Source organism: Simkania negevensis Z, from assembly GCF_000237205.1.
In the GTDB taxonomy this organism is placed as follows: Bacteria; Chlamydiota; Chlamydiia; order Chlamydiales; family Simkaniaceae; genus Simkania; species Simkania negevensis.
The window spans coordinates 1,403,939-1,428,962 of the sequence record NC_015713.1 but is presented as its reverse complement, the minus strand read 5'-3'; the positions used below and the strand labels follow the sequence as shown (position 1 = coordinate 1,428,962).

Sequence of the window (25,024 nt, the reverse complement as noted above, 5' to 3'; positions counted from 1 at the left end):
TGGGTTGTTGTTAATTGAATAATACGATAGAAAAACGCTAATAATACGATGCATAATGTGACCGAGACAAAGACCCGTTTTACCCCCTATATACCTTTTCTGACGCTGATCAGTTTTATTTCGTTTGTCAACATTTTGGCACGCGTGATTTTTTCACCCTTGACTCCCTTCATCTGCTCAGAGATGAATCTGTGTCACGCCGACACGGGAAATATTTTTTTGGTCTTATCTCTTGGTTTTGCTATCACACTCTTTGCTTCTCAGTATCTCTCAGCAAAATTTTCTCATAAGTTTACGATCATTTTCTCCGTCTTAACGACGGGATTTGCGCTGATGTTGACTGCTTATGCAAACTCGTTTGAGCAGTTCAGGTGGGCTATTTTTGTTGTGGGTGTGAGCGCTGGTTTTTTTATCCCTTCTGCAGTGGCTTTGATTCGAGAAAATGTTCCAAATCACCATTTAGGAAAAGCCTTTGGAATTTTTGGAACAGCTCAAAGTTTTGCTTTTATTTTGGGACCTCTTTTTGTTCAATTTTTTATCCAATTCTACAACTGGAGAGGGATTCTCAATGGTTTTGGTCTTCTCTCCGCAGTTTTAAGTCTTATCCTCCTCTTTATGATCCGAAGGAAAGAGGAAAAAAGCGTTCCCATTACCTTTTCTTTTGCTCGTGAAGTTTTTTCCAGACCTTCTTTTTGGATCATCAATTTACTTCTTTGTATCATTAATGGATTGAACATCGGGATCTATAATATGGCTCCTGATTACTTTGAACGCCACAACTTGCTTGAGGCTCATGAGGTCAATCATTTGATTATCATTGCCCGAACAATTAGTATTTTTACGGCAATTGTCGGGGGATATGTTGCTGACCGTTTAGGGTTAAAAAAGTCATTAGTGATCATTTTAGTGATTTGCGGAACTGTCACAGCAATGATGGGGATGACAAACCCCTTACTAGCACTTCTTCTTTTTTGTATTCAGTCCCCGATTGCTGCTTGTCTGATGCCGATCATTCATTATGGAGTGGCAACGATTGCAACACCTGAAAAGAATGCAGCAATGGTCTCGATCATGGCCCCATTTGGCTTCACTTTCGGAGCTGGAATCGTTCCTCAAGTTTTAGGCTTTTTTGGAGATTCCAATCTTTATGCTGAGGGATTTGTTATTTTTGGAGTCACTTCACTCTTATGTGCTCTTGTCTTTAGTTTGAATGCCGTTTATAAGCATGTCTATCTTAGCCAAGTCAAAAGCATGGAGTAGTCAATGAGTCCGAGAGTGGGGATTCTCCTCGTCAACTTGGGGACGCCTGATTCAGCTAAGCCTCGAGCAGTTAAGCGTTATCTCACCCAATTTTTGACAGATGGAAGAGTCATAGACATCCCTTTTTTCCTTCGCCAATTGCTTGTCAGAGGAGTGATCATTCCAAAACGGTACAGAAATTCTGCAAAGCTTTATCAAGCCATTTGGAAGCCTGAAGGCTCTCCCCTTAAAATTTATAGCTACGAGCTTAAAGATAAACTGCAAGAAGCTTTGGGAAATTCTTTTCAAGTTGAGCTTGCAATGCGTTATCAAACCCCTTCTATTGAAACTGGGCTTGAGAACTTAAGGAGTTGTCAAAAGATCGTTCTCATTCCACTTTTTCCACAGTATGCCTCTGCAACCACAGGCTCAGTTTATCAAGAGGTTTTTCGCATTCTTCAAACTTGGGAAGTAATCCCTTCTTTGGTTTGTATGGATGGATTTGCGACCCATGAAGAAGTCATACATGCTTTTTGCCAAGCGGCTCGCCAATACGACTTGGCACAGTACGACCACTTTCTCTTCAGTTATCATGGACTTCCAGAAAGACAAGTTCAAAAAGCAGACCGGTGTCATCACTGCCTGAAAACACCTAATTGCTGCCAAGAACTCACTGACAAGAATCGGACTTGTTATGCTGCACAATGTGTTGCAACAACCGCTGCCATTTGTCGCCAGCTTAAACTTCCTCAGGAAGCTGTGAGTCATTGCTACCAATCTCGACTCGGTAAAGATCCTTGGATCCAACCTTATGCAAGTAATGTCTTGGAAAAGCTAGCGAAAGAAGGGAAGAAAAAGATTCTCGTTTTTTCTCCAGCCTTTGTGGCGGATTGTCTTGAAACATTGCAAGAAATTGGGATAGAATATCAAGCTGAATTCAAACAGTGGGGAGGGGAAAAGCTGGACCTTGTCGAAGGGCTCAACGCTAGACCTGAATGGGTTTCAGCTCTAAAAAGTATCATTTTAACCCAATTGCCGTCGAAGGAAAGAAATGAGTGCACCCGTTCACCCAACATCTGATCTTCAGAAGTTAAATGTCAAAAGACCTTCTCTTTTAACTTTGATTGTCTTGATTTCTTTTGGATCGATAGGGGCAGCCCTTTTTACACCCGCAATTCCTGCAATCATCAAGGAATTTGGCATTTCGGTCACCGTTGCACAACTAACAGTGACTCTTTACTTGCTGGGATATTGCATTGGGCAGCTCATTTATAGTCCTGTTGCTAAGCGGTTTGGAAGAAAGCCGGCGCTATACTTTGGCATTTCAATTGCAATGGTTTCTTCGTTCCTTTGTGCTCTTTCAGGACCGCTAAACAATTTTTCACTCCTCTTATTGGGAAGGCTTCTGACCTCACTGGGTTCGAGTGTGGGACTTAGTCTTACATTTTTAATTATCAGCGATTACTTTTATGAAAAACACGCTCGCAAAATCACTGCATATACGATGCTTGCCTTTGCTGTAGTTCCTGGAGTTTCAATTGCTATAGGGGGGAGTTTAGTCACTCTTTTTGGATGGGAAAGCTGCTTTTACTTTTTAACGCTTTATTCGGTTTTCGCCCTTTACTTGGTCTATCGCCTTGCAGAGACAGGCCCGGGCCAAGAAAAAGAAGCAACCCGTTTAACTACAGTTCTCAAAAATTACCAACGGGATTTCAAAAATCCCATTTTAGTGATTTATTCGATTTTAATTGGAACCTCCACCATTTTTGTGTATGTCTTTGCTGCCACAGCTCCAGTCATTGTGATTAGTATGATGGGATTGCGACCTGACACATTTGGGCTGCTCAATTTGATTCCAGCAACAGGGTATTTCTTGGGGAATTTTGTGGCAGCTCGTTTAGCAAATCATTTTGAAATTAAAACGGTTTTGCATGTTGGGATCGGGATCATGGCATTGGGAGTGGCACTCTTATTTGGCTTGCTTTTAGGAGGTTCTCATTCCGTTTTCAGCATTTTCTTGCCAGTTTGTTTACTCTACTTTGGAATTCCACTCATGTACTCGAATGCCGCTGTTCTCGCGACATTTAGAGTGAAAGACAAGCCCAACGCCTCGTCAATTATGAGCTTTATCAATATCGGTTTAGCGCTATTTGGCATTATTGTCATGGGAATGATTCCAGGAAATCGAGCATTTGTGATGCCAAGTCTTTTCCTATTCTTTTTTCTCTGTATGCTAGGACTCTACATTATAAGTTATAAGCGTCTACGAGAAGACCAAGAGGAAGCGATTTAGAAACCCAGAGTTCAGATTAGAAGGGACGTACTTGACCATGGTAGTCGTAAAAACTACCCGAGCGATAGGTTCGACATTTTTCGATCACTTTCAGCATGCCTAACACGCTTTCTTCAATAGGAACGACTGCATTTGGACCACCCATCGTCGTTTGAACCCAACCTGGATGCAGAAGAAGGACGTGAACTCCTTGATCTTTCAATTTGATGGCAAACTCTTGCATCCCCATATTAAGTGCAGCTTTGCTCATCCGGTAGGCAATAAATCCTCCCGATGCATTATCTGTGATGCTACCTGCACCGCTACTAATAGTTGCAATGAGTTTCAGATTACTTTTGACAATATGAGGAACAAAAGCTTCTGTCATTTTGACTGTGCTGACGGCGTTGATTTCAATAGTCTGCATCATCCCTTTTCGAGACAGAGTTCCAATTTCTGTAGGGTTTTCACCCCATCCGATCTGACTGTCAGCATAGAGTACGCCTGCGTTATTGATCATGAGGTCGATGGGGGTATTTTCATATTTAGTAGCTAAAGCCTGAATGGCCTCATCATCTCGGATATCGAGCAATTCAACGGTGAGATTTTTTTGAGGAGTAATGCTATCTGGATTTTGACTGGTTCCAATCACTGAAAAGCCGCGACTTAACAAGTGTTTGACAAACCCTTGCCCAATTCCTCGACTGACTCCAGTAACAAGAGCTGTTTTTGTCATTCTTCCTTCTTTGAAAACAGTGTAATGATACTCGTAGGTGTGTTTGGACCTTCATTTGCCATATATTTTAGAAGATCACCTGTATTTCGCTCAAACCAAAGCTCGGCTTTCCAAAACATTTTTTTTAAGCCGGTTAATGTCACTTTGACTTTGATTGCATCGTGTGTTTCTCCTTTGATTTCGACTTGCTCAAGTCGAGGTGATTTTGTAGCAATCATGTGATGGAGGCTGAGTTTAGTTGGATGGACAATGTAGAATTTAAGAGAATCTGCAGCTGAGAGAATAAAGGGGCGGAAGGTAAAATCAAACTCTTGAATCCATAAATCATCTCCGATATTGAACTCTTTTTGAGTGACGCCTCCTTGATCATTTCGCTTAGCAAAGAGGTAGGGGCCATCTCGATGAATGTAGTATTCATTTTTTTCGTTCTTCGATTGATAAGAAAAGCTTTGCGTGTTGATTGGAGGTGAAGTGATGATAAGGGTCTCACCATTTCCGCTGATCCCTTGGATATGAACGTTTTTGTCTTTTTCTTGAAGGATCCATGTCGTTTCAGAGGTCCGTCCTTCGATATCCTTTTTGTAAACATAAGTTACCTTTGAGGGGACGGGTTCTTTAGATATCTTTGAAGGGGGGGATTCTTTGCCCACTAAAGGAGCAATGAAAAGACAAGAGAAGAGAAATAACCTAAGTAGTTGCATGGATGCACCTCTAACGTAAGCAAATTATTTATCAACCTGAGTCATGCTGAGAATTTAAAAGAACTTTCCAGAGAATGAGCAAAATAAACGCAGAACTCAGGTTATCAGTCTATATCAAGTTTGATTTTATGGGTCAATGAACCTTAAGTTTTGTCGGGTGGCCTTCTAGTGCTCTGTCTCAAAAATTCTTCACCGCTATTAATCCATCTTTTGGGGCCCTTTGCTTTATCAAAATTTCGCCTTGTCACATTGACAATGTTCTCAATTTTGATAAAGCAAATTGCGCTCAAAATTTGGCTCGCTTTCGATGAAGAATTTTTGAGACAGAGCACTAGATAGTGTCGTCAAATTATTTTAATATGGTACTTTTGTAGGAAAAAACATCCAACAAGAGGAAGAAAATGGAAACACATCGACGTCATGACATATCAGATGCAATCTGGGAACAGCTTGTACAAAAACTCCCTGGGAGAAGAGGATCTGTAGGCGCACCAGCGAAAGATAATCGTACGTTCATTAATGCTGTATTTTGGATATTGCGTACAGGGGCACCCTGGAGAGATCTACCTCCGGACTATGGTAACTGGAAAAATACACATCGAAGATTCTGCCGGTGGAGGAATCAAGGGGTTTGGGAAAAATTGCTAGAAAGTCTGATAGACGACCCCGACTATGAATGGCTCATAATAGATGCGAGTCATATTAAGGTTCACCCACACGCTGCAGGAGCAAGAGGAGGCAATCAGGAGATGAGTCGGACAAAAGGGGGCTCAACACAAAATTGCATTTGGCCGTGGATGCGCATGGTATGCCAGTCAGAATTGTTATTACAGAAGGTGCCAAACATGATAGCACACAGGCTAGCTTCTTGATTGAAGGTATTTCTGCAGAACATCTTCTCGCAGATAAAGCATACGAGAGCGATGCAATCCTTTTACAACTTAATCATCAGGGTATAAACCCTGTGATTCCACCAAAATCGAACCGACGAGAGCCTTGGCCCTTCGACAAAGATCTCTATAAACTTCGACACTTGGTGGAAAACACACTCCTACACCTAAAACGTTGGAGGGGAATTGCTACAAGATATGCAAAAAATGCAGCCTCATTTATGGCTGCAGTGCAAATTAGATGTATTGCTCTTTGGGGAGGTTTATTTTGACGACACTATCTAATATTCTGATTATTAATGGGTAAAAAAAAAGAGCGCACATGATGTCGTTTTGGCAATCATGTCTGCGCTCTTGGAGTTCTTGATTACTGATTTTTAGGGTTTTGTAACCTATCTCAGCGAAATGATAAGAACTTCGCCCCAGCCGACTTCAGAGCTTTGATCTTCAGCAGCTTCAGTAGATTTAATGTTTAGTGAAATACGCATGATCTCCCCTTTTTTTGATTTCCTCTTAAGCTAATATTAATCATTTCTTGATTTATTTAAAATAGTTTTTTAATCCACTCATAATGAATCAGATGAGTGTTGATTTTTCTTAAGATATTGATAATGTATAGATTGAGGAAATCTCTCTAGCGAAAATCTCGTTCCCTAGGATTTCTATGAAAGTCATGCTCTCGCTGTTGAGGGGATGAATGCTCATGAGGGCGGTCGTGTGAAGGCAATTGTCCAGAATGATGAGGCCAGCTTCTATTATTTTTGTAAGGAAAGTTAGGGTCATTTTTATGTTTGTTGTAATAGTTTTGCCATTTTTGATTCCAAGTATTGTGCCAGTAATTATTCCAGTGGTTGTTCCAGTTGACATTTTTGACATACACATTGGTATGTCCATTCCAATAATATCCATTGTGTCCAACCCAATATCCATCCCACCACATGAAGCCCATCATGAAGAGAGTTAAATAAATGCTGGCATTCTCTCCTTGATTTGCATTTCCAACATCTACTTGTTGAGTTTGTGGATTATAAGGGAAAACCTGTTGGCTCATGTTACCATTTCCATCAACGACAATTGCATTGACTTGACTCGATGTGGTTGTGATATTTGTAGCACCTTGAATATTGATGACGTCTCCGAGCAATTGTGTTGAAACAAAAAGAAAAAAGAGAGAAAGGATCGTTTTCATTATCTTTTGATCTCCGACTAAGAAAGATATCTTTTTTCCGTATAGGTAAAATGTGAAATATACTCAAGTAATAGATAATGTAATTGGGGTTGCTTTAAGGAGTGTCGTATAGATAAAAAGGTGTAATAAAACCCATTAGGCAAGTAAAAATACTGTGGTTCTTTTGCTTTGCTTTCAACGACAGCTTCGCCTGTTTTCTGTTAAGGAGAAAGGTTGTCATGCTCTACCTCTTGCTTGCTAAAATTCTCTTTTACCCATTCATCAAGCGTATCTTTGACTTGCTTTACACCTTGCCATTTTTTGATCCGGAAGAGTTTTTCTTTCAGGGGTAAGCAAAGAGATAAGATTGAAGGTTAAAGGGGGCACTTTGAAACCCAAAACAGGAAAACCGATCCAGTGGCTCAGTGATAATGGGAGTTGTTCTATAGCTAAAGAAACAGTTCAGTTTGGACAAACGCTTGGGGTTAGACATTGGAACAATACCGTCTCGAAGCAACAGAACGTCTGAAGTGTTCGTAAAAACGTTTAAAAGCGGGTTAGTGGTCCTTTTTTTTGGGGCAACTTCACTGTTACAATAACTCGTATATCTCGCTCTACTAGTTACTAGCGCTCCATAACAAAAAATTTCTTCATCTTTTGACAAAAAGACTAAAAAAGGACTCAAAACGTGAGTCAAAGAGGTTCCTGCTACAAATAATTACGCAGATGGTTGAATTAAAAAAGCATGCATACTTTTCCTCTTTCAAAAATTTAACGCCCAATAATCATATTGGTTAACGTTTTAATCACTTCAAGATGGCGCTCTTTTAGCGAGGTGTCATTCTGGCGCGCTTCTTGAATGAGTTGCTGCTGCGTCTCCAAAGCTTGACGTTCTTGCTGCGTTTCCCAATCAAGTAAAGTTTCTTTGTCTTGCTTTTCAAGTTTGCTTATTTGAGTGCCGAATTCAATTGTTTGCTTTCCATTTTTATCTATCAGTTCAGCAGCTTTATTAAGTATAGGCTTTCCTAACATCGGAAGGGTTCCAGAAGCGATCAACATAACTATAGAAGCATTTCTCCACCACCTTTGACTGTCTGCCATTTCAGTGTAGTGCTTTGCTTTATTGCACATTCCTGTTCGCCAAAGTTCACGCAATTCTTTATGTCTTTTTTCCTCAGCTCTGATGATATGGCGGCTAGACTCTTCTACAAGACAAAGAGATTTGTGGGCTTGAACCCATGGGTTTGCTGATTTTGAGTGATCACCCAAAATTGCCTCAATACAGGCAAACTTCTCATGCGGATGGCTGTAATATTTATCTCTATCTCGAATAATTGCTTCAATTTGGTTAAGCTTTTCCTCAGACTCGCTAAAAGACTTTGTTTCAGAATTGTTTGTATAAGAAAAATCTCCAGTCAAAACGCCTTCTAGAGCGATTTGTTTATCTTCAGTCGTTTCAACTGTCATGATCTGGTCAGAGAGAATAGCCTGAATAGTTGTTAATTTTTGATTGGAGGATTCTTGTATGTGGTGCTGTTCCTTTGAAAGCATTTCCAACGCTGCGAATCGCACCTTTTCCTTAGTTGCTGGAATCGGACTTATCGCGTCATTACTAAGGGGCGTATCATGAGATCTTTCATAAAGCTCAATCAGAGCTTCAAAAGGTCCATCGATTGCTTCAATTGCTTCAGCCATATGTTGTCCTCAATCCTTAAGTTAACCTTTTAATCTACCTCATGTCACTTCTTTGATACTGACAATCGGAGATATTCATTGCCTTTTTTATTTAGACAGGTTTCATCTTTCAAATGCAAGTGTATCTAACTCTCTATTTTTAGTGTGAATTAAATTGATTTATATATTTTTAAATTAAAAGCTTGCATCAAAAATCAATAATAATATCCACCTCCACACATATCCGATTTGAAGCCATGGTTTGTCTGATACTTAAGCTGGTATTGGTTAGAGTATTTAATAGTAGACACAGACGTTTTTAAGGTCTTTCCAATCGGGTGATGAATCAATACGGGAGATTCATTTGTTACAGCTTCTTGCTGAACCGGGAGCAACATGAAACCCTCCATCAGGAGGTGCAACATTCAGTTGTCTATTTCGGAAATTGTGAAAAACTAGTTTTTATTCATTCTGGATCGACGTTTTGCCCTATTCGAAACTTGCTTCGAGAGTTATTCTCTTCAAGCTGTCAAACTGGTGTGGAGATTTTGATAGGAGCCTTAATGGGTGCAAAGGTTCTTACTCCTGCTATGGGTTTTTATTCGTTGGCGATTCAAGCGATCAAAGGAGCCGATTTAACCTACTTTAACCTGAATTAGAAATTTTGATTTTTTTGATCCTATTTTCAGGGTCGTTTTGAGCTTTTGCTAGGCCTGTGATTCTTGAGAGGCTCTCTGCTTCTCCCTTCGATCCCACAAAAAGAACATAAGGTCAAAGGTAAAGGCCCTTATTAAATAGCTCGGAAACTTGTTTAGAAATCCACCTTCTAAGACAAAGGACCATCCTCTCATGAAAAAAGCCCACGAAATAATCACGATTCTCAGAACAACTATGATGATCTAAATCGTTTTCATGGCCCATTTTAAATAAGGGACGGAAGAGAGAAGGTCGAAAGCTCTATCTAAGAGATTTATTTGATCTTTTGCTTATTGTGATTCAACTTTTCGGATTCCAAATGATTGTCCTCGACGCTTGATTCTCAGCCTTAAGCAGAGACGAATTCTTTGAGGAAGATCAAGAAAAATCTTTCCTTTGCGCAAGCTTCTTGCTAAATTATGAAATCTCGTCGTTCAGGACTAGAGGTTCAAAGTGAGAATTTTTCGTTTCCTCTTGCTTTTCTGCTTGCCCGCGTTTCTATTAAGTCCCATTCCTTCCTACACCTTTGAATCCAAAAACTACCATCTTCAAACAGGACAGAAGCTATTCATCCCTCGAGACGAAAATGGATTAATCAACCCTTGGGGCTATTTTAGTCCGCGAAATATCCTGACCCATCTTGATGGCTATGTTGACCATGTTTTTGGCTTTATTGATCTTCTGACAGATATTGATTTCCTCGAAAGTCTTTGCGATGAGGAAGCAGAGCGAGTGATCGACTTTGCAATCTTTAACATAAGGTTTAGCGTTCCTAAGAGTCGGCCAGATTTAGCTGAGAGATACGAGCGAGAAATCGAAGAATTAATCGATCTAATGTACGCAGATGTAGATGACGAAGAAGAGTACCAATTATCGTCAAATCATGACTTTCATTGGGAGTTTATCCCAGCTATTTGCTACGAAAAGCCAGAATTCCTTTTATGCAAGAAAAAGAAAAAGGGCTGGGTTGCGAGGAAGTGGCACCACTTTACCCACTGGGTAGACAAGCACAAAGAGCCTGTAATAGCTGTAGGTGCTGTTGTCGTAGGAGCTATTATCGCCGGGTTAGCAGGTGGAGGTGATTCGGTTGATGGCGTACCACCACCATATATCAACAAAGCTGGAGAAGTGTGTTTTCAAGATAACCCGCGAGAATGTGTACCTCCATCTAACATTAATAAGCCTGGAGATGTGGGTTTTCGTGATGATTCACCACAATACCCTCCCTCACATTCATTGAATCCAAGCGGCTCAATTTCGACGTTTCCTTTTGAAGAACCTCAGTATTCCGAGCTAAATTTTGATGCTGATCTTCCTGAATTAGGGATGGATTATGAAGGGTTAGTTGAGGAAGTCGAACGTGTAAAAGAAGAGGTTCTAGCCCTCAACGAACCTTTTGAAGATAGTCACGCCAGCATTAAAGAATATGCGAAAAATCTTGTGTCAGAGTTTGCTCACGAAATTATTGATGACCTATCTGAAATGACAAAATCAGTGGGTGTGGTTGGAGGACTGGTTGGTCAATTTGTAGATGAAAATTATCAAGAAACTCTTCAAGAGACTTACTTTCACATTCATGAAGCTATAGACAGAGGATTAGGGACCGATATAGGTTATCTGTATACCCAGCAGGGGAAGGAAGAAGCTGCGTATCTCAAAGAGAAGCTAGGCTTAGATGTTTTAAAAGAAACAGATCAAGAACTGGCTTCTGCTGGACTGATTCCTCCAGGGGGAGCGTTGGCAACCGGCGTAAGAGCTGTAGCCAAGGGAAAGGGTGCAGGTCCTATTGCAGCGGCAGCAGCAGGAGCTACGATTGTTGGTTCAACACTTAACCCTGTGGTGCCCCAGTCTGTTGAACAGTCAATGACGGTGTATAAGGCTTTTAATGAATCAACCGGTGAAGTTAGTTATGTAGGCATTACAAATGATTTTGAAAGACGTTTTGGTGAACACTTAAGAAATAAGGATATAGAAATTTTCAAAATACAAGGATTAGAAAACTTATCTCGATCAGACGCTCGCGCAGTTGAACAGACGCTTATTGAATTACATGAGCTTGAGAAAAATGGAGGCACTTTGATCAATAAAATCAATAGCATAGCAGAATCTAATCCTGCTTATGCTGAATCTTTAAAAAGAGGGGCTAAAATTCTTGAAGAAGTTGGGTATGAAGAATGAATAGCAAATTAGTAAAATATTCTTTAGGAGATGTTTATGAAGTCCAAACTTCAAGGGGCTTAGCCTACTTCCAATACACTCATGAGTATACAAAGCCTCCTAAATGGGGAAGTTTAATTCGAGTTCTTGAAGGGTTTTATGAAAAAAGGCCATCAGATGAAAAGCTTTCTGAAATAGCGAAAAAACCACATCGATTTCAAACGTTTTGTTTTTTGAGAAGTGGTATTAAGGATGGAGAAGTTAATTTTATTGGTAACTTTCCAATACCTGAGTTTGCTCAAGAATTTCCAATTTTTAAAGGAACTAATTCATCACCTAGAAAACCTAAAGAAGAAAAAATTTGGTGGCTATGGGATGGCGAGAAAGAATGGAAGGTAGGCTTTTTGTCACCAGAAGAACAAAAAAAGTATCCTTTACAAAAACTATGTAGTATTAGCTCTCTTATTAAAAATATTGAAACTGGGAAAAGCTTAGGCATTGAACTTTGTTAGTTAACTACTACAAAAGAAACTGTGCCCTTCTCTCGAAGGAATAAGATTCATGACTGAGAGCTTTTGTTGCGAAATTGAGTAAGCATTCCATTCGGGCTCGAATTTAATCCAGAAGTCATGGATACTACAAAACAGTTTAGCTAAATCAGTCATCATTTAGCCTCCTTTGCTGGCTTATTTTTTTGTAAAGATAGAGTAATGAAGGAGCATTTTTTATTCAAAAATTTTATAACTTATATCATTAGTTTTTAGAGAGTTCAAAATCGAATTCAGATTACTTTATCAAGAGGTGCCTTCCAGCAGTCGAGAAGATGCTAGAAGAAGAAGGTCAGTACTTTCTTGCTCGAGGTGATAGGAATGCGGCTGGGTATCTAAGGGCTTTACGTGATAAGGCCGATCAGATTCAAGCGGAGCTTGAACTTGAGTCAATTCTGAGAAGGGGTTGACCATTCGAGCCATTTCGCGAGGTTGTCCATTAAAACAGATGTAGGAAGAGAGCTCCCCCCTTCAGCTCCGACGGTTTCTATGGGAAACGTCTTAGGCATACGGGCTCGCAGGATGGCGTCTTGGTAGCTTACATAGGGTTGAGATGAAAAGACTAGGCAGCTTCCTGGGTTGGGGGAAAGCTTAAGCCAAGCATAGACTGTACTTTCTGTGGTAGCGCGGTCGCGTCCGGGAGCCGGCCTTGAGTCAACGATAATTGGCGTAAGGTTTTTGAGAGCTTCGGGCATTTCTGTTTGATTCCAAACGCGTATCATCATTTCGGTTTCAGATTGCAAATCTGGGCACTCTTCAATTGGACGTAACTCTCTTTTCCCCGTTAGGAAAACTACCTTATCAAAGCGAATTCCCCGTTGCCATTCTTCGACTAAGAAATCGATCCGCTTTTGAACTGAAGAACGGAGAGCTCCTAAGACCACTGCATAAGAGTAATGGCTGTTTTTAGCATGAACAGCTTGAAAAAAACCGAGCTCATCTAAAAGGGGAATAAGTGTGTCGCGCTTATCTTCAAACCGGTTTGTAAAGTTCCATCGATCTCCTGTTTGATGACACTTTTCTTTGAGCTGAGCTATTAGAGTTTCAAGGGGAGCATCAGTCGAAATTTCAAGGGTTTCAAAAATGGTGATAAGGGGAGGAGAAAGCTTGTTTTCAGGTGAGAGCTGACTTGAAAATCCAAAGGAGCAGAAAAGGAGAATAGAAAGTAATAGTGCTTTAAACATGTGACATACTCAGGAAAATTCAATCACTTGAGTTTTCTTGAGTAAGATTATCTTTGGGGAAGATAAATATTTGCAAGCTCTTTGAATTCTTTAACTTGGCTTTCTTCCCATGATTTGGGCATTTCCCGCTCTTTGGCAATTAGACTGGCAACTAGTGGGGCAACGGCCATGGCGATTCGGGCATCGATAAGGAGGCTTCTTGTGCGGCGCGCGAGAACATCTTCGACGGTGCGCGCCATTTCTTCGCGCACAGCCCAAATGACTTCCCCTTTCATGTAGGGGAGGCGATTGCTAAGGAGCTCTCTATAGGAAGGGTCTTCATTGAGTACTTTTTCGATGTTTTTTCTGTCAGATCCGTATGCGCTCCAAGGATCAGAAGGGTCAACTTGATCGAGCCATCCGTGCAATTGAAGTGTTTTGGTACGGCAAGGACACTCGGTTAAACTACCGACCACAATGGCTTTGTCGATGACATCTTCTGCCATTTTTCGATAGGTGGTCCATTTTCCCCCTGCGACGGTCACAAGGCCTGTCTCTGAAACAATGATCGAGTGATCCCGAGAGAGAGCGGCTGTCTTTTTTCCTTGGTGGGCGATAAGGGGGCGCAATCCTGCAAAGACGCTGAGAATGTCAGAGCGTTTTGGCCTCTTTGCCAGGTATTTTCCAGCGTGTTTGAGAACAAATTCGATTTCATCTTCTAGAGGTTTGGGTTCCAAGCTCTTTTCTTTAACAAGTGTGTCGGTTGTACCGACGAGAATGCGGTCATGCCAGGGAACCATGAAGAGAACTCTTCCATCGTCTGTATGAGGCACCAAAATTGCGGTTTCACTTTCGAGAAAGTGTTTTTCTAAAACGATATGAATGCCTTGGCTAGGTTGGATAATAGATGGAACCTCGGGTTTGTCCATGTGCCGGATATCATCGGAAAAAACCCCCGTTGCATTGATGATCACTTTAGCGTAGAGTTCTTTCTTTTCTTTTGTTTCTTGATCTTCAACGACAACACCCTTGAGATGGTTTTTATCTTTTATCAAGCTTGTGACTTTCATGTAGTTTAAAACGGTAGCGCCATGATCAGCGGCAGTTTGAGCTAAGGTGAAAGCAAGACGAGAATCATCAAATTGCCCATCATAGTAAAGAGTTCCTCCGCGGAGTCCTTCGGGTTCAAGGTTAGGAAGTGCCCCTAAAGTTTCTTCGCGGGATAGGTGTTTAGAGGCTTCAAGTCCAAGTTTTCCTGCAAGCATGTCGTAAATTTTCAGCCCAATCCCATAGAAAGGACCTTCCCACCATTTGTAGCTCGGAACGAAAAAGGCGCGGTGATAAATGAGGTGGGGTGCGTTTTGACAAAGACGCCCTCTTTCTCTCAATGCTTCGAGCACAAGTGCGATGTTTCCTTGCTGCAAGTAACGGAGGCCTCCATGAATGAGTTTGGTGCTACGCGAAGAAGTGGCCTTGGCAAAGTCGTGTTGTTCGACTAAAAGAGTGTGGAAACCCCGAGAAGCGGCATCCACTGCTGCTCCCAGGCCTGTGGCTCCACCACCGATGATGATCACATCCCACTGATCTTCTCGTAGGTTTCTGAGCATGTCTTCCCGTTTCATTTAGTACCCCTTGAGCTCGGGTTGTTCTACGTCATGGATCTCTTCGAGATCTTCACTTAAGTTTGCTTCGGCAAAGCTAGAGCTATTTGGAAAGTGGATTTTTAAATTTTCGCACGGTTGAAAATAACAGGTCCCCGATTTTGTTGAAACTTCGAGGACATGACCTCCTTTCGTATGGTCAGAACTGATGAAGTGAAAGTGGAATCCGCCAACATTGACGCCATTGAGATATTCGGGAAAATAATATCCGACAAGGGTTCCTTCAATATCATAAAAATCGTATTCGTTTTGTTTTTTAACAGCTTGTACTAGGTCGGAATAGGGCGGTTCTTGCTTTGGTAAGCTGCGCAAATGGAGATGACGAAATGATCCTTCAATTTTGAGAGCATGAGGGGTGTTTTTTTGTACAATGGAAGGGAGTAGAAGTTTTCCGAGATGTCCGAAATTTTTTGAGCTCAAAAGTTTTTGAGAAAAGCTGCTCTTAAAAAATGTGACCACAGCAAAAGGAGTTGTTTCTGAAGGCTGAACCTTGCTAAGTGTTCCGTTCGGTGAGTCTTGATAAAAGACGCCATCAAGCGCCACCATTTCTCCATTGATTTGGTTAAAAGTTCCAAGACCAAAATCACCTTGTTTTGCCACTTCTTCGTAAGTCATAGATCCGTCATAGACTCCTTCCATGAGAGCACTAAATGTAGAGACTTGAAAGATCTGAGATTCTTTTGAGAAAAGAGAAAAAAGAGGGAAGAGAAAAAACCAAAAATATTTCATGAATTGCCCCACATTTTTGCCCAATGTACAGCTTTATCCCATTTGTTTTTTGCTTCTTTTCGTTTGACGTCATTGATCGATGGAAAGAACTCATGCTCTTTTTTCCAGAGCTTCTGAATTTCATCTAGATCCTTCCAAAATCCAACGGCGAGTCCTGCCAAAAAACAAGCTCCGAGAGCTGTCATTTCTTTCCACTTAGGTCTAACTAGTGGAATATTTGAATAATCAGCTTGAATTTGCATGAGTAAGTTATTTTCAACAGCCCCTCCGTCAACTCGAAGTTGGGTAATAGGGGTTAACTCGTGCATGAGATCTAAAACATCCGCAACTTGAAATGCAATGCTTTCAAGCGCTGCATAGGCAATATGTGAATTTTGAGTCCCTCGAGTCAGGCCAAAGATTGTTCCTCTAGTGTTGGGGTCCCAATAGGGAGCTCCAAGTCCAGTAAAGGCTGGAACAAAAGTCACACCATTCGAGTTCATGCTTTGTTTAGCTAAAGTCTCTATATCTCTCGAATGTTTAATAATACCGAGATTATCTCTAAGCCATTGCACAACAGCTCCTCCTATGAAGACGCTTCCTTCTAAGGCGTAATGTGTTTTGTTTCCGATTTTGTATGCAATAGTTGTCAGAAGGTGGTTTTTTACTGGAGCAGGCTTTGGGCCGGTGTTCATTAAGATAAAACAGCCCGTTCCATATGTCGCTTTGCCCATTCCTTTTTTAAAGCAAGAATGACCAAAGAGAGCAGCTTGTTGGTCTCCAGCTATTCCTGCAATTGGCGTTGATGAGGAACAAACAGTAGAAGAACATTCAGCGTATACCTCGCTTGAATCTCTCACTTCTGGCAAGAGAGAGCGGGGAATTTTTAAGATTTCTAAGAGCTCATTATCCCATTCATGGGTATGAATGTTGTATAGTAACGTTCGAGAAGCATTTGTGGCGTCTGTGATGTGATAGCGCCCATCTGTGAGCTGCCATAACAACCAGGAATCTACAGTTCCAAAAGCAAGTTCTCCTCTTTCAGCTTTTTCTCGCGCATTAGGAACATTATCTAAAATCCATCGAAGCTTTGTCCCAGAAAAGTAAGGATCTAACAAAAGACCGGTTTTTTTTTGGAAAAGAGGTTCATATCCTTCTTGTTTGAGACTTTGGCAAAATGTGCGAGTCCGTCTATCTTGCCACACGATTGCATTGTGAATGGGGTGGGAAGTTTTTCTATCCCATACAATCGTAGTTTCTCTTTGATTTGTGATTCCGATAGCTGCGATGTCTCGCATTTTTAGGTGTGCCATAGCTAGAGCACCAGTCATGACAGATGCTTGCGAAGACCAAATTTCACATGCATTGTGTTCGACCCAGCCTGGGTTGGGGAAAATTTGTTGCAGCTCTTTTTGCGCAATCCCAACAATATGTCCTTCTTTTGTTAAAATGATTGCTCGTGAACTAGTCGTTCCTTGGTCAAGGGCTAAAATATACTGCATTTCTCTAACTCGTCTCCTCACTTGTACCTTTTCATTGAAATCTGCTATATGTCAACATATTATTTTTAAAACTCAAGTGACGATCATGACAATATTCTGGGGTGAATTCATTGGAACCTTGTTGCTCATCCTCTTAGGGAATGGGTCTGTTGCAAACGTTTTACTCAAAAAATCAAAAGGAGAAGCATCTGGTTGGATTGTGATTACGGCAGCCTGGGGGTTTGCCGTTACCATAGCAGTCTATACAATTGGGTGGGCCACGGGAGGTCATATCAATCCCGCTGTGACTTTTGGTCTGGCTATTGCAGGAAAAACACCTTGGGCTTTAACTCCTTACTATTTTATCGGACAGCTTTTAGGAGCAATGGTCGGGGCCCTCCTTGTTTGGTGGACTTATCATGCCCATTTTGAAAAATCTGAAAATAAGACGCACAAGCTCCTCATTTTTTGCACCCAGCCAGCGATTCGGGGCATTTCATGGAACTTTGTCACCGAAGTCATTGCGACAGCAGTTCTCTTGATCGGAGTTCTTGGAATCTTTAATTTTCACAATGGACTTTCCTGCGGTTTGGGGCCACTGTCTGTCGGTTTTTTGGTTTTTAGCATCGGTTTATCCTTAGGGGGACCTACTGGATTTGCGATCAATCCCGCGCGTGACTTAGGTCCTCGGATCATGCATGCCCTTCTTCCCGTTCAAGGAAAAGGGGATTCTGATTGGGATTACGCTTGGGTTCCCATCATAGGTCCGCTTATCGGCTCTGCGATTGGAACATTGATTTATCTCTATATCATTAATCCACTCATTCCTTTGGGGACATAAGTTGGTTTGGCTCACGCTCACAGCTTTTTTTCTTCTTCTCGTTTCATGGGTGACGAAAAAACTCCATCATATCCTCGGGCTGCTTACGTTGATTTGTCTCATTTTTGGAATCGTACTCGGATATTTTCATCAAATCCCCCCCCTTAAAGCGGTTCAAGCCTTATCTCAAATCCCCTTAGTGTTGTTTCTGTTTATCGATGGGATACGCATTCACGTTCCCAAAATCATCCACTACCATCGAGAAGCCTTTCGACAACTCACCATAGGATTTTTCATTCAAGTGTTTTTGGGAGCTGTTTTAGCCTATTATTTTTTAGCTTTGCCTTGGATGGCGTCGATTTTACTAGCTTTAGCCCTTGCAACGATTGACCTCAAGGCAACTCCTATGCCAATCGAGTCTAAGAGGGTACCATCTCGCATTGCCCAAGTTCTCAATTTAGAAACTTCTGTCACTCCTATTTTAACAGTTTTGCTTTTTATGGTTTTCAAGGCAAAGTGCTTTGTTGCACTTCTCCTTCCGATTCCCTTTGGAGTGGCTCTTGGGTATGTTATCATTCACCTGACCCGTATCGCCTTGAAAAGTCATATGGCTCATCGACCATTTGTGATTAGCAGCTTGTTTGTGGCTCCGTTTGCTCTATTTTATCTTTGTGAATGCTTACGATTGAATGGGTACGTGGGGGTCATTGCTCTTGCCTTGACGATAGGACATGCTGGACGCTCACTTTGCGACGGCCTGTTTGATTTTGGGCGCAGACAAGGAAGACTTCTCTTTTTCCTCTTTATAATCACCTTTGGCTGTCAGATTTTAGGATCACTCGCCCACTCTCTCACAGGAAAAATGATTTTCTATGCGGTCCTTTCGCTTTTTGTGATTCGGTTCCTGGGAGTGATGGTGAGCTTTTGGGGCAGTAAGTTTCAGTGGAAAACCGTTTGCTTTTGCGCGTTTTTTGGACCGCGAGCCCTTGTTCCAGCTGCTTTAGCTCTTCTGGCTCTTCCGTATGATTTACAAGTGTATGCAACACTTTATGGAGCCGTTTTGATTTCCCTTCTCTTTCACACTCTCTTTTCTTTTTCCGTTACCTATTGGTATAGCCATGCGATCTTAGAAACGGGAAAAGCTGAGTTTTTACCTACCGTTTCATTTCCTCATTAGTGAGAATTGCCGCAAGGTTATCTGGTGAAATAAAAATTAAGCTGTTTCCTATGCGGCGTTCGGTAAGGTATCCTCGCTTTTCGAGTTGTCGCAGATCATGGCGGGCCGTTTCATAGGCAATGTGGTGGTAGTTTTTGTGTGTATCGATGGTAAAAGGCTGTCTAGGAAAGCGCAATGCGTAGGCGAGCAAAGCACTTTGCCGATGGTTGAAGAGTTCTCCTGAGCGAAAAAGGTGTGTGACTTTTGCAAGCTGCTCCGTTTTATGTGTAATGTACTGGTTTAAAGCTGCCAAAGACCTTTCAATCACTTTCGATTGATAAATGATAAAGTAAGTAAGGTCATTATCGTCGGTTTCTGTTTGAAGGAAGGAGACGGCATATTTCGATGGGGCGCGTAAAATCACCTCTGAAATCGAAATGAACTCAAAGAGCCAATAACCTTGTCTGAGCATGGACCAATAAAATAAAGCGCGAGCTGTTCTTCCATTTCCATCGACAAAAGGATGATCATAAGCTAGCCAAAAATGCAAAATGATGGCGCGTACGACAGGATGAACAAAATACTCAGGAGTTTTACCATTGGCAAAGTCGCACATGGCTTCGAGCCGCTTCCGAAGTTGGCTCGCTGGTGGGGGAGCATGCAAGATCTCGTGGGTTGAAACATCTTCGATGACTACCTTTTCTTCTTTTTTTCTCAACCTTCCAGCAGCATCTTCTTTCTCGAGCGTTTTTTCTGTCACTTGCCTATGCATTTCAAAAATCAAGCTTTCTGTTAGCGGCTGATCTTTCCATTTTTGAATCCGTTGCATCATTTGGTAGTTATTGAGCACCATTTGCTCGTTTTTATCTCTAGGAGGACGACCTGTTCTGAGCATTGCTTTTGCTGCAGCCCGAACGGTGACAGCTCCTTCCAACTGGCTCGAAGTGATTGCTTCTTGCATAAGAGAGCGGGCGAGGTATTGATTTCGCGTTTGAGGATTCATGATCGGTTCTGGAATTCCAATAGAGCCTCCCGATCCCAGATCAATTTTATGCAGTTGTTCAGTGACAAAATCTGTCATGGTGTAGTTAAAAAAGCGCCCTTTCACATCTTTCAAACAAATCTCTTTGCGTCCTCCCATCCGATGTATTTTAATTCCTGTCCACCACTCTTCAAGAGTTAAGCCTTCCGGAGGGGAGAGGTGGCGCAACGTATCCCAATGTCGGTACTTTTTTTTGTTTTCTAAATCGCGCGCAGCACTTATTGCTTTTTGGAACTTAGAGGCGTTTTTAATTCCTGAAACTTTGGGTGGTGTGCGAGGTTTTTTCATGAGATTCCTTGTGTAAAAACCTGAACTCTGGGTTTCTTTCGCTCATTCTCAGGGATTTTTGTCTTTCTTCTCAGCCTTTTTGGTTCTTCACCGAGCCAAAAATACCTAGAATTTAAGAGAACTCTCTTACCTAAGACTAAGCAAAATAAACCCAGAGTTCAGATTAAAAAAAATTGTACCAATCTATTCTCCCTCTTTTCAACTCCAAATTTTCACAAGATCAGAGATTGTTTTTCATTTTTTTTCATAAAGAATGTAAGATGCAAACCAACATCATGTTGGTTAAAATGCTAAACCGGTCTGTTTTTGTAGCTTTGTTGTTAACATTGACTTTTCTTAGTGGGTGTAAAGGATACAACATCTTTCTTGGTCATGATGGAAGCCCTCCGATTCTTCAAGAAGCTGCAGATACTCGAGAGTTGATCAACCAAGAAACTGCTCAAATACTTGAAGAGTCGCTTGAATCTTAACCAAAAGATACCGTTTTACGTACCCAGCTCTTGCTGGGGTTAAGTACCGGCTTCTCCCCAGTTGGGGGTTTGAACTCGGGTACCTTTGGTTGAGTACAACAAGATTTCGTGGTCCTTCATTTGTTCGAGATTCACGAGGGAACTCGGCAAATATTACTGGAAGCGAATGAATTCTTTGCCAATGTCAAGTACTCTTTCTAATCATTTTGGAGTAGCTTTGAAGACTCCCTGAGGTTGAACAATGTTTAATATTTCAACTTCAGTGCCGTTTTTCATGACAAATTCGAAGTGAATATTGTCGTGTCCTTTCAGGCTAAATGAACTTATATCTTTAGGAACAAGTTCATAGAGGGGCTGACCTGAAACTTCGGCTTTTAGCGTCTTTCCTTCAACGAAGATCTTGATTGTGGTATTTTGCAGAGTGTATTCCCCAGCATAGATCTCGAGATATTCTGGGGTTGATAAGTTACTTTGAGGTTTCTTGACAAAGGGAACTTCAATTCCCTCAAATTGAATGGGAAGAACAACTTGCCTCACATTTCCATACCAGTCTGTTTCAAAAGATAAAGAGAGCTTAAAGGGAGCAAAAGGGGTTTTAATTTCACCTTGAAAAATATCGTAATGAAGATGATTGAGTGCCGCTGTAAATTCATGAAAGTTGAGCTGCAGTCCATTATCATAGAAAACTTCTAGTTTTCCATAAGCTGGGTGCTCGTAAACTCCAACATAGTGCTTAAGGTCATGAGAAGGAGACGTTCCTTTTTTTGCTGGAAACTCTTCTTGATTCACAAGATCGACATCCACACTTTTTGGCAACCATTTCTCTACGTCTTCATCTAAAAGTGTTGCGAGAATCGATTTGGTAAGAAGGCCCAGTGCATTCGGTCCTAGTTGATTTGAAAGGACGCAAACACCGATTTTATCAAGGGAGAGTAGAGCTAAGTTGGAATTAAATCCATCGATTGCACCCCCATGAGAAACGAGATAGCGACCATAAAAGGATTGGATCATCCAGCCAAAACCATAGGCTTCTAAAAATTCATCGTTAGATAAAGGAAATCCTTGGACTGTTAGTGAGGCCACAACTTGGGGGCTCATCAAATGTTTGATGTGGGAAGAGCCTAAAAGTTGTTTTTCCTCAAACTGCCCAAAATTCAGCAGCATTTTTGTCCATGCAGCTAAATCTAGTAAATTCGAATTGATGGTCCCGGCTGGACCAACATGCCTGATATCGTGGTACGGGATGCGGCGAGATGTTGCTTCCTCAAGAATGTAAGGAGCAGCAAAATCCTTTGATCCATTTAATCCTTCGATCGAAAAAGTAGTGCTTCCCATGCCAAGTGGGATTAAGATTTTTTCCTTAACATAGGATTCCCAATCTTGCCCTGTAACTTTTTCAATCACTTTCCCTGCGACCATGTACATGAGGTTTTGATAGCTAAAGCCTTCTCGAAAGCTCGTAATAGGTTCAAGATATTGCAGTTTTTGATAGAGTTCATCGGTGGTGTTTTTTCCAAAAAACCAAACGAGGTCATGTCTTGGCAATCCAGAGACGTGTGTCACAAGATCCCTAATAGTCATTTCTTGCGTTGAGTAGGAATCTTTCAATCGAAAATCGGGGAGATAGGATATGACCTTATCGTTCCAAGAAATTTTTCCTTGTTCAACCAGTGTTGCTAGAGCAAATGTTGTAAACGCTTTGGTCATCGAACCGATCATGAACACAGTTTCTTCAGTCACAGGGAGCTTTTTATCAATATCGCGGTAGCCGTATCCCTTGGCGTAGACAAGCTCTCCATCCATAACAATCCCCACAGCCAAACCAGGAAGGTGGAATGTTTCTCGAGCTTGCTGTGCTAAAGAGTCAATTCGTTCCAGCTTTTGGTTTAGACTCGGTTCCTTTGAATAAGAGAAAGAAACAAAGCCAAAGAGAAAAAGAAGGGTGACTATAAGAATGCGTTTCATGGATGCCTCCCGAGTGATTCCATACAATTCTATCAGATTTTTGTTGCGGATACAACAGAAACTGGGTGAAAATGGAAGATATGACACAGCAACTCACACGTTATTTTTCTTCAGGAATCAAACGTTTTTTTTCTGGCATTTTCTTAAGTCGTTTGACTGGGCTTGGCCGTGATCTCGTGATGGCGTATTCATTTGGCGATCATCCAACGGTTGCTGCGTTTATGATCGCATTCCGCTTTTCGAATTTGCTCCGTCGATTTTTTGGGGAAGGCCCCCTTCAATCAGCCTTCATTCCCCACTTTGAAGGACTTCGCGCGCAGGACGAGCAGCAAGCCTATGCGTTTTTCCGGCGCCTGACTTTTCTCTTGGTGGTAGTCTTAGTTGGGCTGACGCTTCTCATTGAAGGAGGACTTGGAGCTTCGCTCCAGTTTTTTTCTTTTTCTCCTGGAAATCGGGAGATTCTGTGGTTAACTGCTTTGTTCATGCCATGCTTGCTTTTCATCTGTTTGTATGGAGTGAACATTGCTGTCTTGCAGTGCCACAATGCGTTTTTTCTTCCGAGCATGGCTCCAGCCTTAGCCAATTTCGCTTGGATCTTCGGAGCGCTCTATCTTAAAGGATGGGTGCCAGAGAGAGCAATGGGTCCCCTTGCAAAGTGGGTCGTCCTTGGAATTTTCCTGCAATGGGCCGCCACCCTTCCTCTCATTTGGAAGAAAATTGGAGGAAACTTCAAAAAGTGGTTTGAATGGAAAATCCACCCCGAAGTGAAAAAACTCGCGACATCCTTTAGTTTGGGAGCTCTGGGCGTAGGCGCAGTTCAAATCAATGCATTTTTTGATACGATCTTTGCGCGGTGCGCCGACCCCTCAGGTCCTGTTTACTTGTGGTATTCTATCCGATTTCAGCAGCTTGCCCTTGCCATTTTTGGTATGGCTGCAGTCAGTACCCTTGTGCCACTTTTATCAAGGAAAGTTAAAGGAGGGGAAATCGAGGAAGCAAAAGGGATTTTTTCCTTTGGTGTGCGGCGGGTTCTCACCGTGATGCTCTGCGTGACACTTGCCATTTTTTGCTTGGGTTATTTTGCCATCGACCTTGTCTATGGGCGGGGAAACTTTTCCCTTCACGCCGTGAATCAAACAACCGTTTGTTTTTGGGCCTATAGCGTGGGGTTGATTCCTTCGGCTTTGATCATGCTCTACTCGGCAGTGTTCTATGCCCAAGGGAACTTTCGCACACCCACAATTGCTTCAGCAGCAACTGTGGGGATGAACCTTCTTTTAAACACCTTTTTTGTGTTTGGCCTCCATTGGGGAGCCGTTAGCACCGCTTTAGCAACGAGTTTGGGGTCTTGGATCAATTATTTAATCCTGCGTCAGCTTTTGGGTGGCAAAGGGTGGCATGCTCATTACGCTCTGTCCGACTTTATTCCTCTTCTTGCCGGAGGAGTTTTAGCTTCACTCATGGCTTACGGAACCTATTTAGGCTACATTCAAATCTTTTCTTTTTCATCGCACACTTTGACACAGCTTTTTCAATTTTTGTTTCCTGCATTTGCCTTTGTCGGAGGGCTCTTTTTCTATGCGCGCTTGCGAAAAAACCAGGATCTCTTAACAGTCTTTCGTGCCTTTTTAGCGAAAGGGTGATTTTTAATCATTTTTTCTCTACAATATTTATCTTTTCTCTACAATAATCGGCAAATTTTATCAAAGGAGACGACTGATGTCAGGATTAACTTTCGTTCAAAAGCCCCTCATCCATATGGGACTTGGTTACGTCCTTGCTACAGCTATTCAATCTGTCGGGTTGCAGAATTATACTGCAAGCCGCCTTGGTTTCATTGTTTCTGGTTGCATAACAGGGGTCATTGACACCACCTATGACACTCACCATGTAGGTGCGGATCACAAAATGGCTACATGGGTCCATCAAACGTTCAACAATGGAAATATTGATCCAAAAAGCAAAACGACTCTACTTGCTGCAGCGTTTGCTCTTTCCTTTTTTGCAAACTTCACACTTTTCCTTATGACGGGGAATTACCGCTCATTTGGAAATGTGGCACTTATGACCGTGCTTAACTTTGCGACAGGCTGTGCAACTACGGAGCTTTTAAAGAATAAGAAGATCATCAGCTAATTTTGACATTTTAAATAGAGATGTCCTAAGATGCTCTTTTATTTTTTCAGGGA

The 25,024-nt window shown here is 41.8% G+C and carries 24 protein-coding genes; 12 read left to right on the top strand and 12 right to left on the bottom strand.

Translation table 11 applies throughout. The features are described from left to right. The first annotated feature begins 48 nt into the window (after positions 1-48). From SNE_RS07140 to SNE_RS07130, 3 genes are read left to right on the top strand one after another with little or no spacing between them, the layout of a single operon-like run. Positions 49-1,260, top strand: a complete 1,212-nt coding sequence (locus SNE_RS07140) for an MFS transporter (RefSeq protein WP_013943718.1) — start codon at positions 49-51, stop codon at positions 1,258-1,260. A gap of 3 nt (positions 1,261-1,263) precedes the next feature. After that, a complete protein-coding gene (gene hemH / locus SNE_RS07135) occupies positions 1,264-2,319 on the top strand; it encodes a ferrochelatase (protein ID WP_013943717.1) in 1,056 nt (351 codons plus the stop codon). Continuing rightward, the gene (locus tag SNE_RS07130) at positions 2,291-3,532 is read left to right on the top strand and encodes an MFS transporter (protein WP_013943716.1); all 1,242 of its coding nucleotides are present in this window, start codon (positions 2,291-2,293) and stop codon (positions 3,530-3,532) included. Before hemH ends, SNE_RS07130 begins: the two co-directional genes overlap by 29 nt. A gap of 16 nt (positions 3,533-3,548) precedes the next feature. Here SNE_RS07130 and SNE_RS07125 read toward each other — a convergent pair whose 3' ends face one another. After that, positions 3,549-4,247: an SDR family oxidoreductase gene (locus SNE_RS07125; protein WP_013943715.1), complete on the bottom strand. Its 699-nt coding sequence runs from the start codon at positions 4,245-4,247 to the stop codon at positions 3,549-3,551. Continuing rightward, entirely contained in the window at positions 4,244-4,948 is a 705-nt protein-coding gene (locus SNE_RS07120) for a hypothetical protein (RefSeq protein ID WP_013943714.1), read from the bottom strand. The genes SNE_RS07125 and SNE_RS07120 overlap by 4 nt, the downstream gene beginning before the upstream one ends. A gap of 401 nt (positions 4,949-5,349) precedes the next feature. On the opposite strand from SNE_RS07120, the gene SNE_RS12765 reads away from it, so the two are divergent. Further along, positions 5,350-6,110, top strand: a protein-coding gene (locus SNE_RS12765) for an IS5 family transposase (protein ID WP_231919487.1) whose coding sequence is annotated in 2 segments (ribosomal slippage) — positions 5,350-5,707 and positions 5,707-6,110 — 762 coding nt in all. Because the reading frame shifts where the segments join, the coding sequence is not laid out codon by codon here. A gap of 362 nt (positions 6,111-6,472) precedes the next feature. Here the strand turns inward: SNE_RS12765 and SNE_RS07105 are convergent. Further along, positions 6,473-7,027, bottom strand: coding sequence for a hypothetical protein (locus SNE_RS07105; protein ID WP_013943709.1), 555 nt, complete (start codon positions 7,025-7,027; stop codon positions 6,473-6,475). Positions 7,028-7,394: 367 nt separating this feature from the next. Here SNE_RS07105 and SNE_RS13195 point away from each other — a divergent pair, with 367 nt between their 5' ends. Further along, the gene (locus SNE_RS13195) at positions 7,395-7,535 is read left to right on the top strand and encodes a hypothetical protein (protein WP_158307222.1); all 141 of its coding nucleotides are present in this window, start codon (positions 7,395-7,397) and stop codon (positions 7,533-7,535) included. Between the two features lie 242 nt (positions 7,536-7,777). Here SNE_RS13195 and SNE_RS07100 read toward each other — a convergent pair whose 3' ends face one another. Continuing rightward, entirely contained in the window at positions 7,778-8,701 is a 924-nt protein-coding gene (locus SNE_RS07100) for a hypothetical protein (RefSeq protein WP_013943707.1), read from the bottom strand. 194 nt (positions 8,702-8,895) lie between these two features. Continuing rightward, the gene (locus SNE_RS13070) at positions 8,896-9,078 is read right to left on the bottom strand and encodes a hypothetical protein (RefSeq protein WP_148258978.1); all 183 of its coding nucleotides are present in this window, start codon (positions 9,076-9,078) and stop codon (positions 8,896-8,898) included. Between the two features lie 751 nt (positions 9,079-9,829). Between SNE_RS13070 and SNE_RS07090 the strand changes: the two genes are divergently transcribed. Beyond that, positions 9,830-11,554, top strand: a complete 1,725-nt coding sequence (locus SNE_RS07090; protein ID WP_013943704.1) for a GIY-YIG nuclease family protein — start codon at positions 9,830-9,832, stop codon at positions 11,552-11,554. Continuing rightward, positions 11,551-12,045 carry a hypothetical protein gene (locus tag SNE_RS07085; RefSeq protein WP_013943703.1) on the top strand — a complete coding sequence of 165 codons (495 nt, stop codon included), beginning with the start codon at positions 11,551-11,553 and terminating at the stop codon, positions 12,043-12,045. Before SNE_RS07090 ends, SNE_RS07085 begins: the two co-directional genes overlap by 4 nt. Here SNE_RS07085 and SNE_RS13190 read toward each other — a convergent pair whose 3' ends face one another. The 5 genes from SNE_RS13190 to glpK form a co-directional block, all read right to left on the bottom strand. After that, the gene (locus SNE_RS13190; RefSeq protein WP_158307221.1) at positions 12,046-12,201 is read right to left on the bottom strand and encodes a hypothetical protein; all 156 of its coding nucleotides are present in this window, start codon (positions 12,199-12,201) and stop codon (positions 12,046-12,048) included. It abuts the gene before it with no gap. A gap of 269 nt (positions 12,202-12,470) precedes the next feature. Next, complete coding sequence (locus tag SNE_RS07080; RefSeq protein WP_013943701.1) at positions 12,471-13,265, bottom strand: hypothetical protein; 795 nt, start codon at positions 13,263-13,265, stop codon at positions 12,471-12,473. A gap of 47 nt (positions 13,266-13,312) precedes the next feature. Next, on the bottom strand, positions 13,313-14,866 hold the full coding sequence (locus SNE_RS07075) for a glycerol-3-phosphate dehydrogenase/oxidase (protein ID WP_013943700.1): 1,554 nt from the start codon (positions 14,864-14,866) through the stop codon (positions 13,313-13,315). Next, positions 14,867-15,634, bottom strand: a complete 768-nt coding sequence (budA, locus tag SNE_RS07070; RefSeq protein WP_013943699.1) for an acetolactate decarboxylase — start codon at positions 15,632-15,634, stop codon at positions 14,867-14,869. It abuts the gene before it with no gap. Then, on the bottom strand, positions 15,631-17,115 hold the full coding sequence (gene glpK / locus SNE_RS07065) for a glycerol kinase GlpK (protein WP_013943698.1): 1,485 nt from the start codon (positions 17,113-17,115) through the stop codon (positions 15,631-15,633). Before glpK ends, budA begins: the two co-directional genes overlap by 4 nt. Before the next feature lie 85 nt (positions 17,116-17,200). Here glpK and SNE_RS07060 point away from each other — a divergent pair, with 85 nt between their 5' ends. Beyond that, positions 17,201-17,935, top strand: a complete 735-nt coding sequence (locus SNE_RS07060; RefSeq protein ID WP_013943697.1) for an MIP/aquaporin family protein — start codon at positions 17,201-17,203, stop codon at positions 17,933-17,935. Between the two features lies 1 nt (position 17,936). Continuing rightward, positions 17,937-19,091 (top strand): cation:proton antiporter domain-containing protein, encoded by a 1,155-nt coding sequence (locus SNE_RS07055; RefSeq protein WP_013943696.1) that lies wholly within the window; start codon positions 17,937-17,939, stop codon positions 19,089-19,091. Here the strand turns inward: SNE_RS07055 and SNE_RS07050 are convergent. After that, entirely contained in the window at positions 19,069-20,400 is a 1,332-nt protein-coding gene (locus SNE_RS07050) for a Fic family protein (RefSeq protein WP_013943695.1), read from the bottom strand. The genes SNE_RS07055 and SNE_RS07050 overlap by 23 nt on opposite strands. A 275-nt stretch (positions 20,401-20,675) precedes the next feature. Here SNE_RS07050 and SNE_RS07045 point away from each other — a divergent pair, with 275 nt between their 5' ends. Beyond that, positions 20,676-20,870, top strand: a complete 195-nt coding sequence (locus SNE_RS07045) for a hypothetical protein (RefSeq protein WP_148258977.1) — start codon at positions 20,676-20,678, stop codon at positions 20,868-20,870. A 201-nt stretch (positions 20,871-21,071) separates the two neighbouring features. Here the strand turns inward: SNE_RS07045 and SNE_RS07040 are convergent, their stop codons facing one another. Beyond that, on the bottom strand, positions 21,072-22,835 hold the full coding sequence (locus SNE_RS07040) for a serine hydrolase (protein ID WP_013943693.1): 1,764 nt from the start codon (positions 22,833-22,835) through the stop codon (positions 21,072-21,074). A 71-nt stretch (positions 22,836-22,906) separates the two neighbouring features. On the opposite strand from SNE_RS07040, the gene murJ reads away from it, so the two are divergent. Together murJ and SNE_RS07030 are read left to right on the top strand one after the other, a co-directional pair. Next, positions 22,907-24,478: a murein biosynthesis integral membrane protein MurJ gene (gene murJ, locus SNE_RS07035; protein WP_013943692.1), complete on the top strand. Its 1,572-nt coding sequence runs from the start codon at positions 22,907-22,909 to the stop codon at positions 24,476-24,478. Between the two features lie 76 nt (positions 24,479-24,554). Beyond that, on the top strand, positions 24,555-24,971 hold the full coding sequence (locus SNE_RS07030) for a hypothetical protein (RefSeq protein WP_013943691.1): 417 nt from the start codon (positions 24,555-24,557) through the stop codon (positions 24,969-24,971). Positions 24,972-25,024: the final 53 nt, after the last annotated feature.

What these genes read in the sequence shown, in the direction of transcription:
- SNE_RS07140 (WP_013943718.1), top strand. Translation starts at nt 49, where the DNA reads ATGCATAATGTGACCGAGACAAAGACCCGTTTTACCCCCTATATACCT.
- hemH (WP_013943717.1), top strand. Translation starts at nt 1,264, where the DNA reads ATGAGTCCGAGAGTGGGGATTCTCCTCGTCAACTTGGGGACGCCTGAT.
- SNE_RS07130 (WP_013943716.1), top strand. Translation starts at nt 2,291, where the DNA reads ATGAGTGCACCCGTTCACCCAACATCTGATCTTCAGAAGTTAAATGTC.
- SNE_RS07125 (WP_013943715.1), bottom strand. Translation starts at nt 4,247, where the DNA reads ATGACAAAAACAGCTCTTGTTACTGGAGTCAGTCGAGGAATTGGGCAA.
- SNE_RS07120 (WP_013943714.1), bottom strand. Translation starts at nt 4,948, where the DNA reads ATGCAACTACTTAGGTTATTTCTCTTCTCTTGTCTTTTCATTGCTCCT.
- SNE_RS07105 (WP_013943709.1), bottom strand. Translation starts at nt 7,027, where the DNA reads ATGAAAACGATCCTTTCTCTCTTTTTTCTTTTTGTTTCAACACAATTG.
- SNE_RS07100 (WP_013943707.1), bottom strand. Translation starts at nt 8,701, where the DNA reads ATGGCTGAAGCAATTGAAGCAATCGATGGACCTTTTGAAGCTCTGATT.
- SNE_RS13070 (WP_148258978.1), bottom strand. Translation starts at nt 9,078, where the DNA reads ATGTTGCTCCCGGTTCAGCAAGAAGCTGTAACAAATGAATCTCCCGTA.
- SNE_RS07085 (WP_013943703.1), top strand. Translation starts at nt 11,551, where the DNA reads ATGAATAGCAAATTAGTAAAATATTCTTTAGGAGATGTTTATGAAGTC.
- SNE_RS13190 (WP_158307221.1), bottom strand. Translation starts at nt 12,201, where the DNA reads ATGATGACTGATTTAGCTAAACTGTTTTGTAGTATCCATGACTTCTGG.
- SNE_RS07080 (WP_013943701.1), bottom strand. Translation starts at nt 13,265, where the DNA reads ATGTTTAAAGCACTATTACTTTCTATTCTCCTTTTCTGCTCCTTTGGA.
- SNE_RS07075 (WP_013943700.1), bottom strand. Translation starts at nt 14,866, where the DNA reads ATGAAACGGGAAGACATGCTCAGAAACCTACGAGAAGATCAGTGGGAT.
- budA (WP_013943699.1), bottom strand. Translation starts at nt 15,634, where the DNA reads ATGAAATATTTTTGGTTTTTTCTCTTCCCTCTTTTTTCTCTTTTCTCA.
- glpK (WP_013943698.1), bottom strand. Translation starts at nt 17,115, where the DNA reads ATGCAGTATATTTTAGCCCTTGACCAAGGAACGACTAGTTCACGAGCA.
- SNE_RS07060 (WP_013943697.1), top strand. Translation starts at nt 17,201, where the DNA reads ATGACAATATTCTGGGGTGAATTCATTGGAACCTTGTTGCTCATCCTC.
- SNE_RS07050 (WP_013943695.1), bottom strand. Translation starts at nt 20,400, where the DNA reads ATGAAAAAACCTCGCACACCACCCAAAGTTTCAGGAATTAAAAACGCC.
- SNE_RS07045 (WP_148258977.1), top strand. Translation starts at nt 20,676, where the DNA reads ATGTTGGTTAAAATGCTAAACCGGTCTGTTTTTGTAGCTTTGTTGTTA.
- SNE_RS07040 (WP_013943693.1), bottom strand. Translation starts at nt 22,835, where the DNA reads ATGAAACGCATTCTTATAGTCACCCTTCTTTTTCTCTTTGGCTTTGTT.
- murJ (WP_013943692.1), top strand. Translation starts at nt 22,907, where the DNA reads ATGGAAGATATGACACAGCAACTCACACGTTATTTTTCTTCAGGAATC.
- SNE_RS07030 (WP_013943691.1), top strand. Translation starts at nt 24,555, where the DNA reads ATGTCAGGATTAACTTTCGTTCAAAAGCCCCTCATCCATATGGGACTT.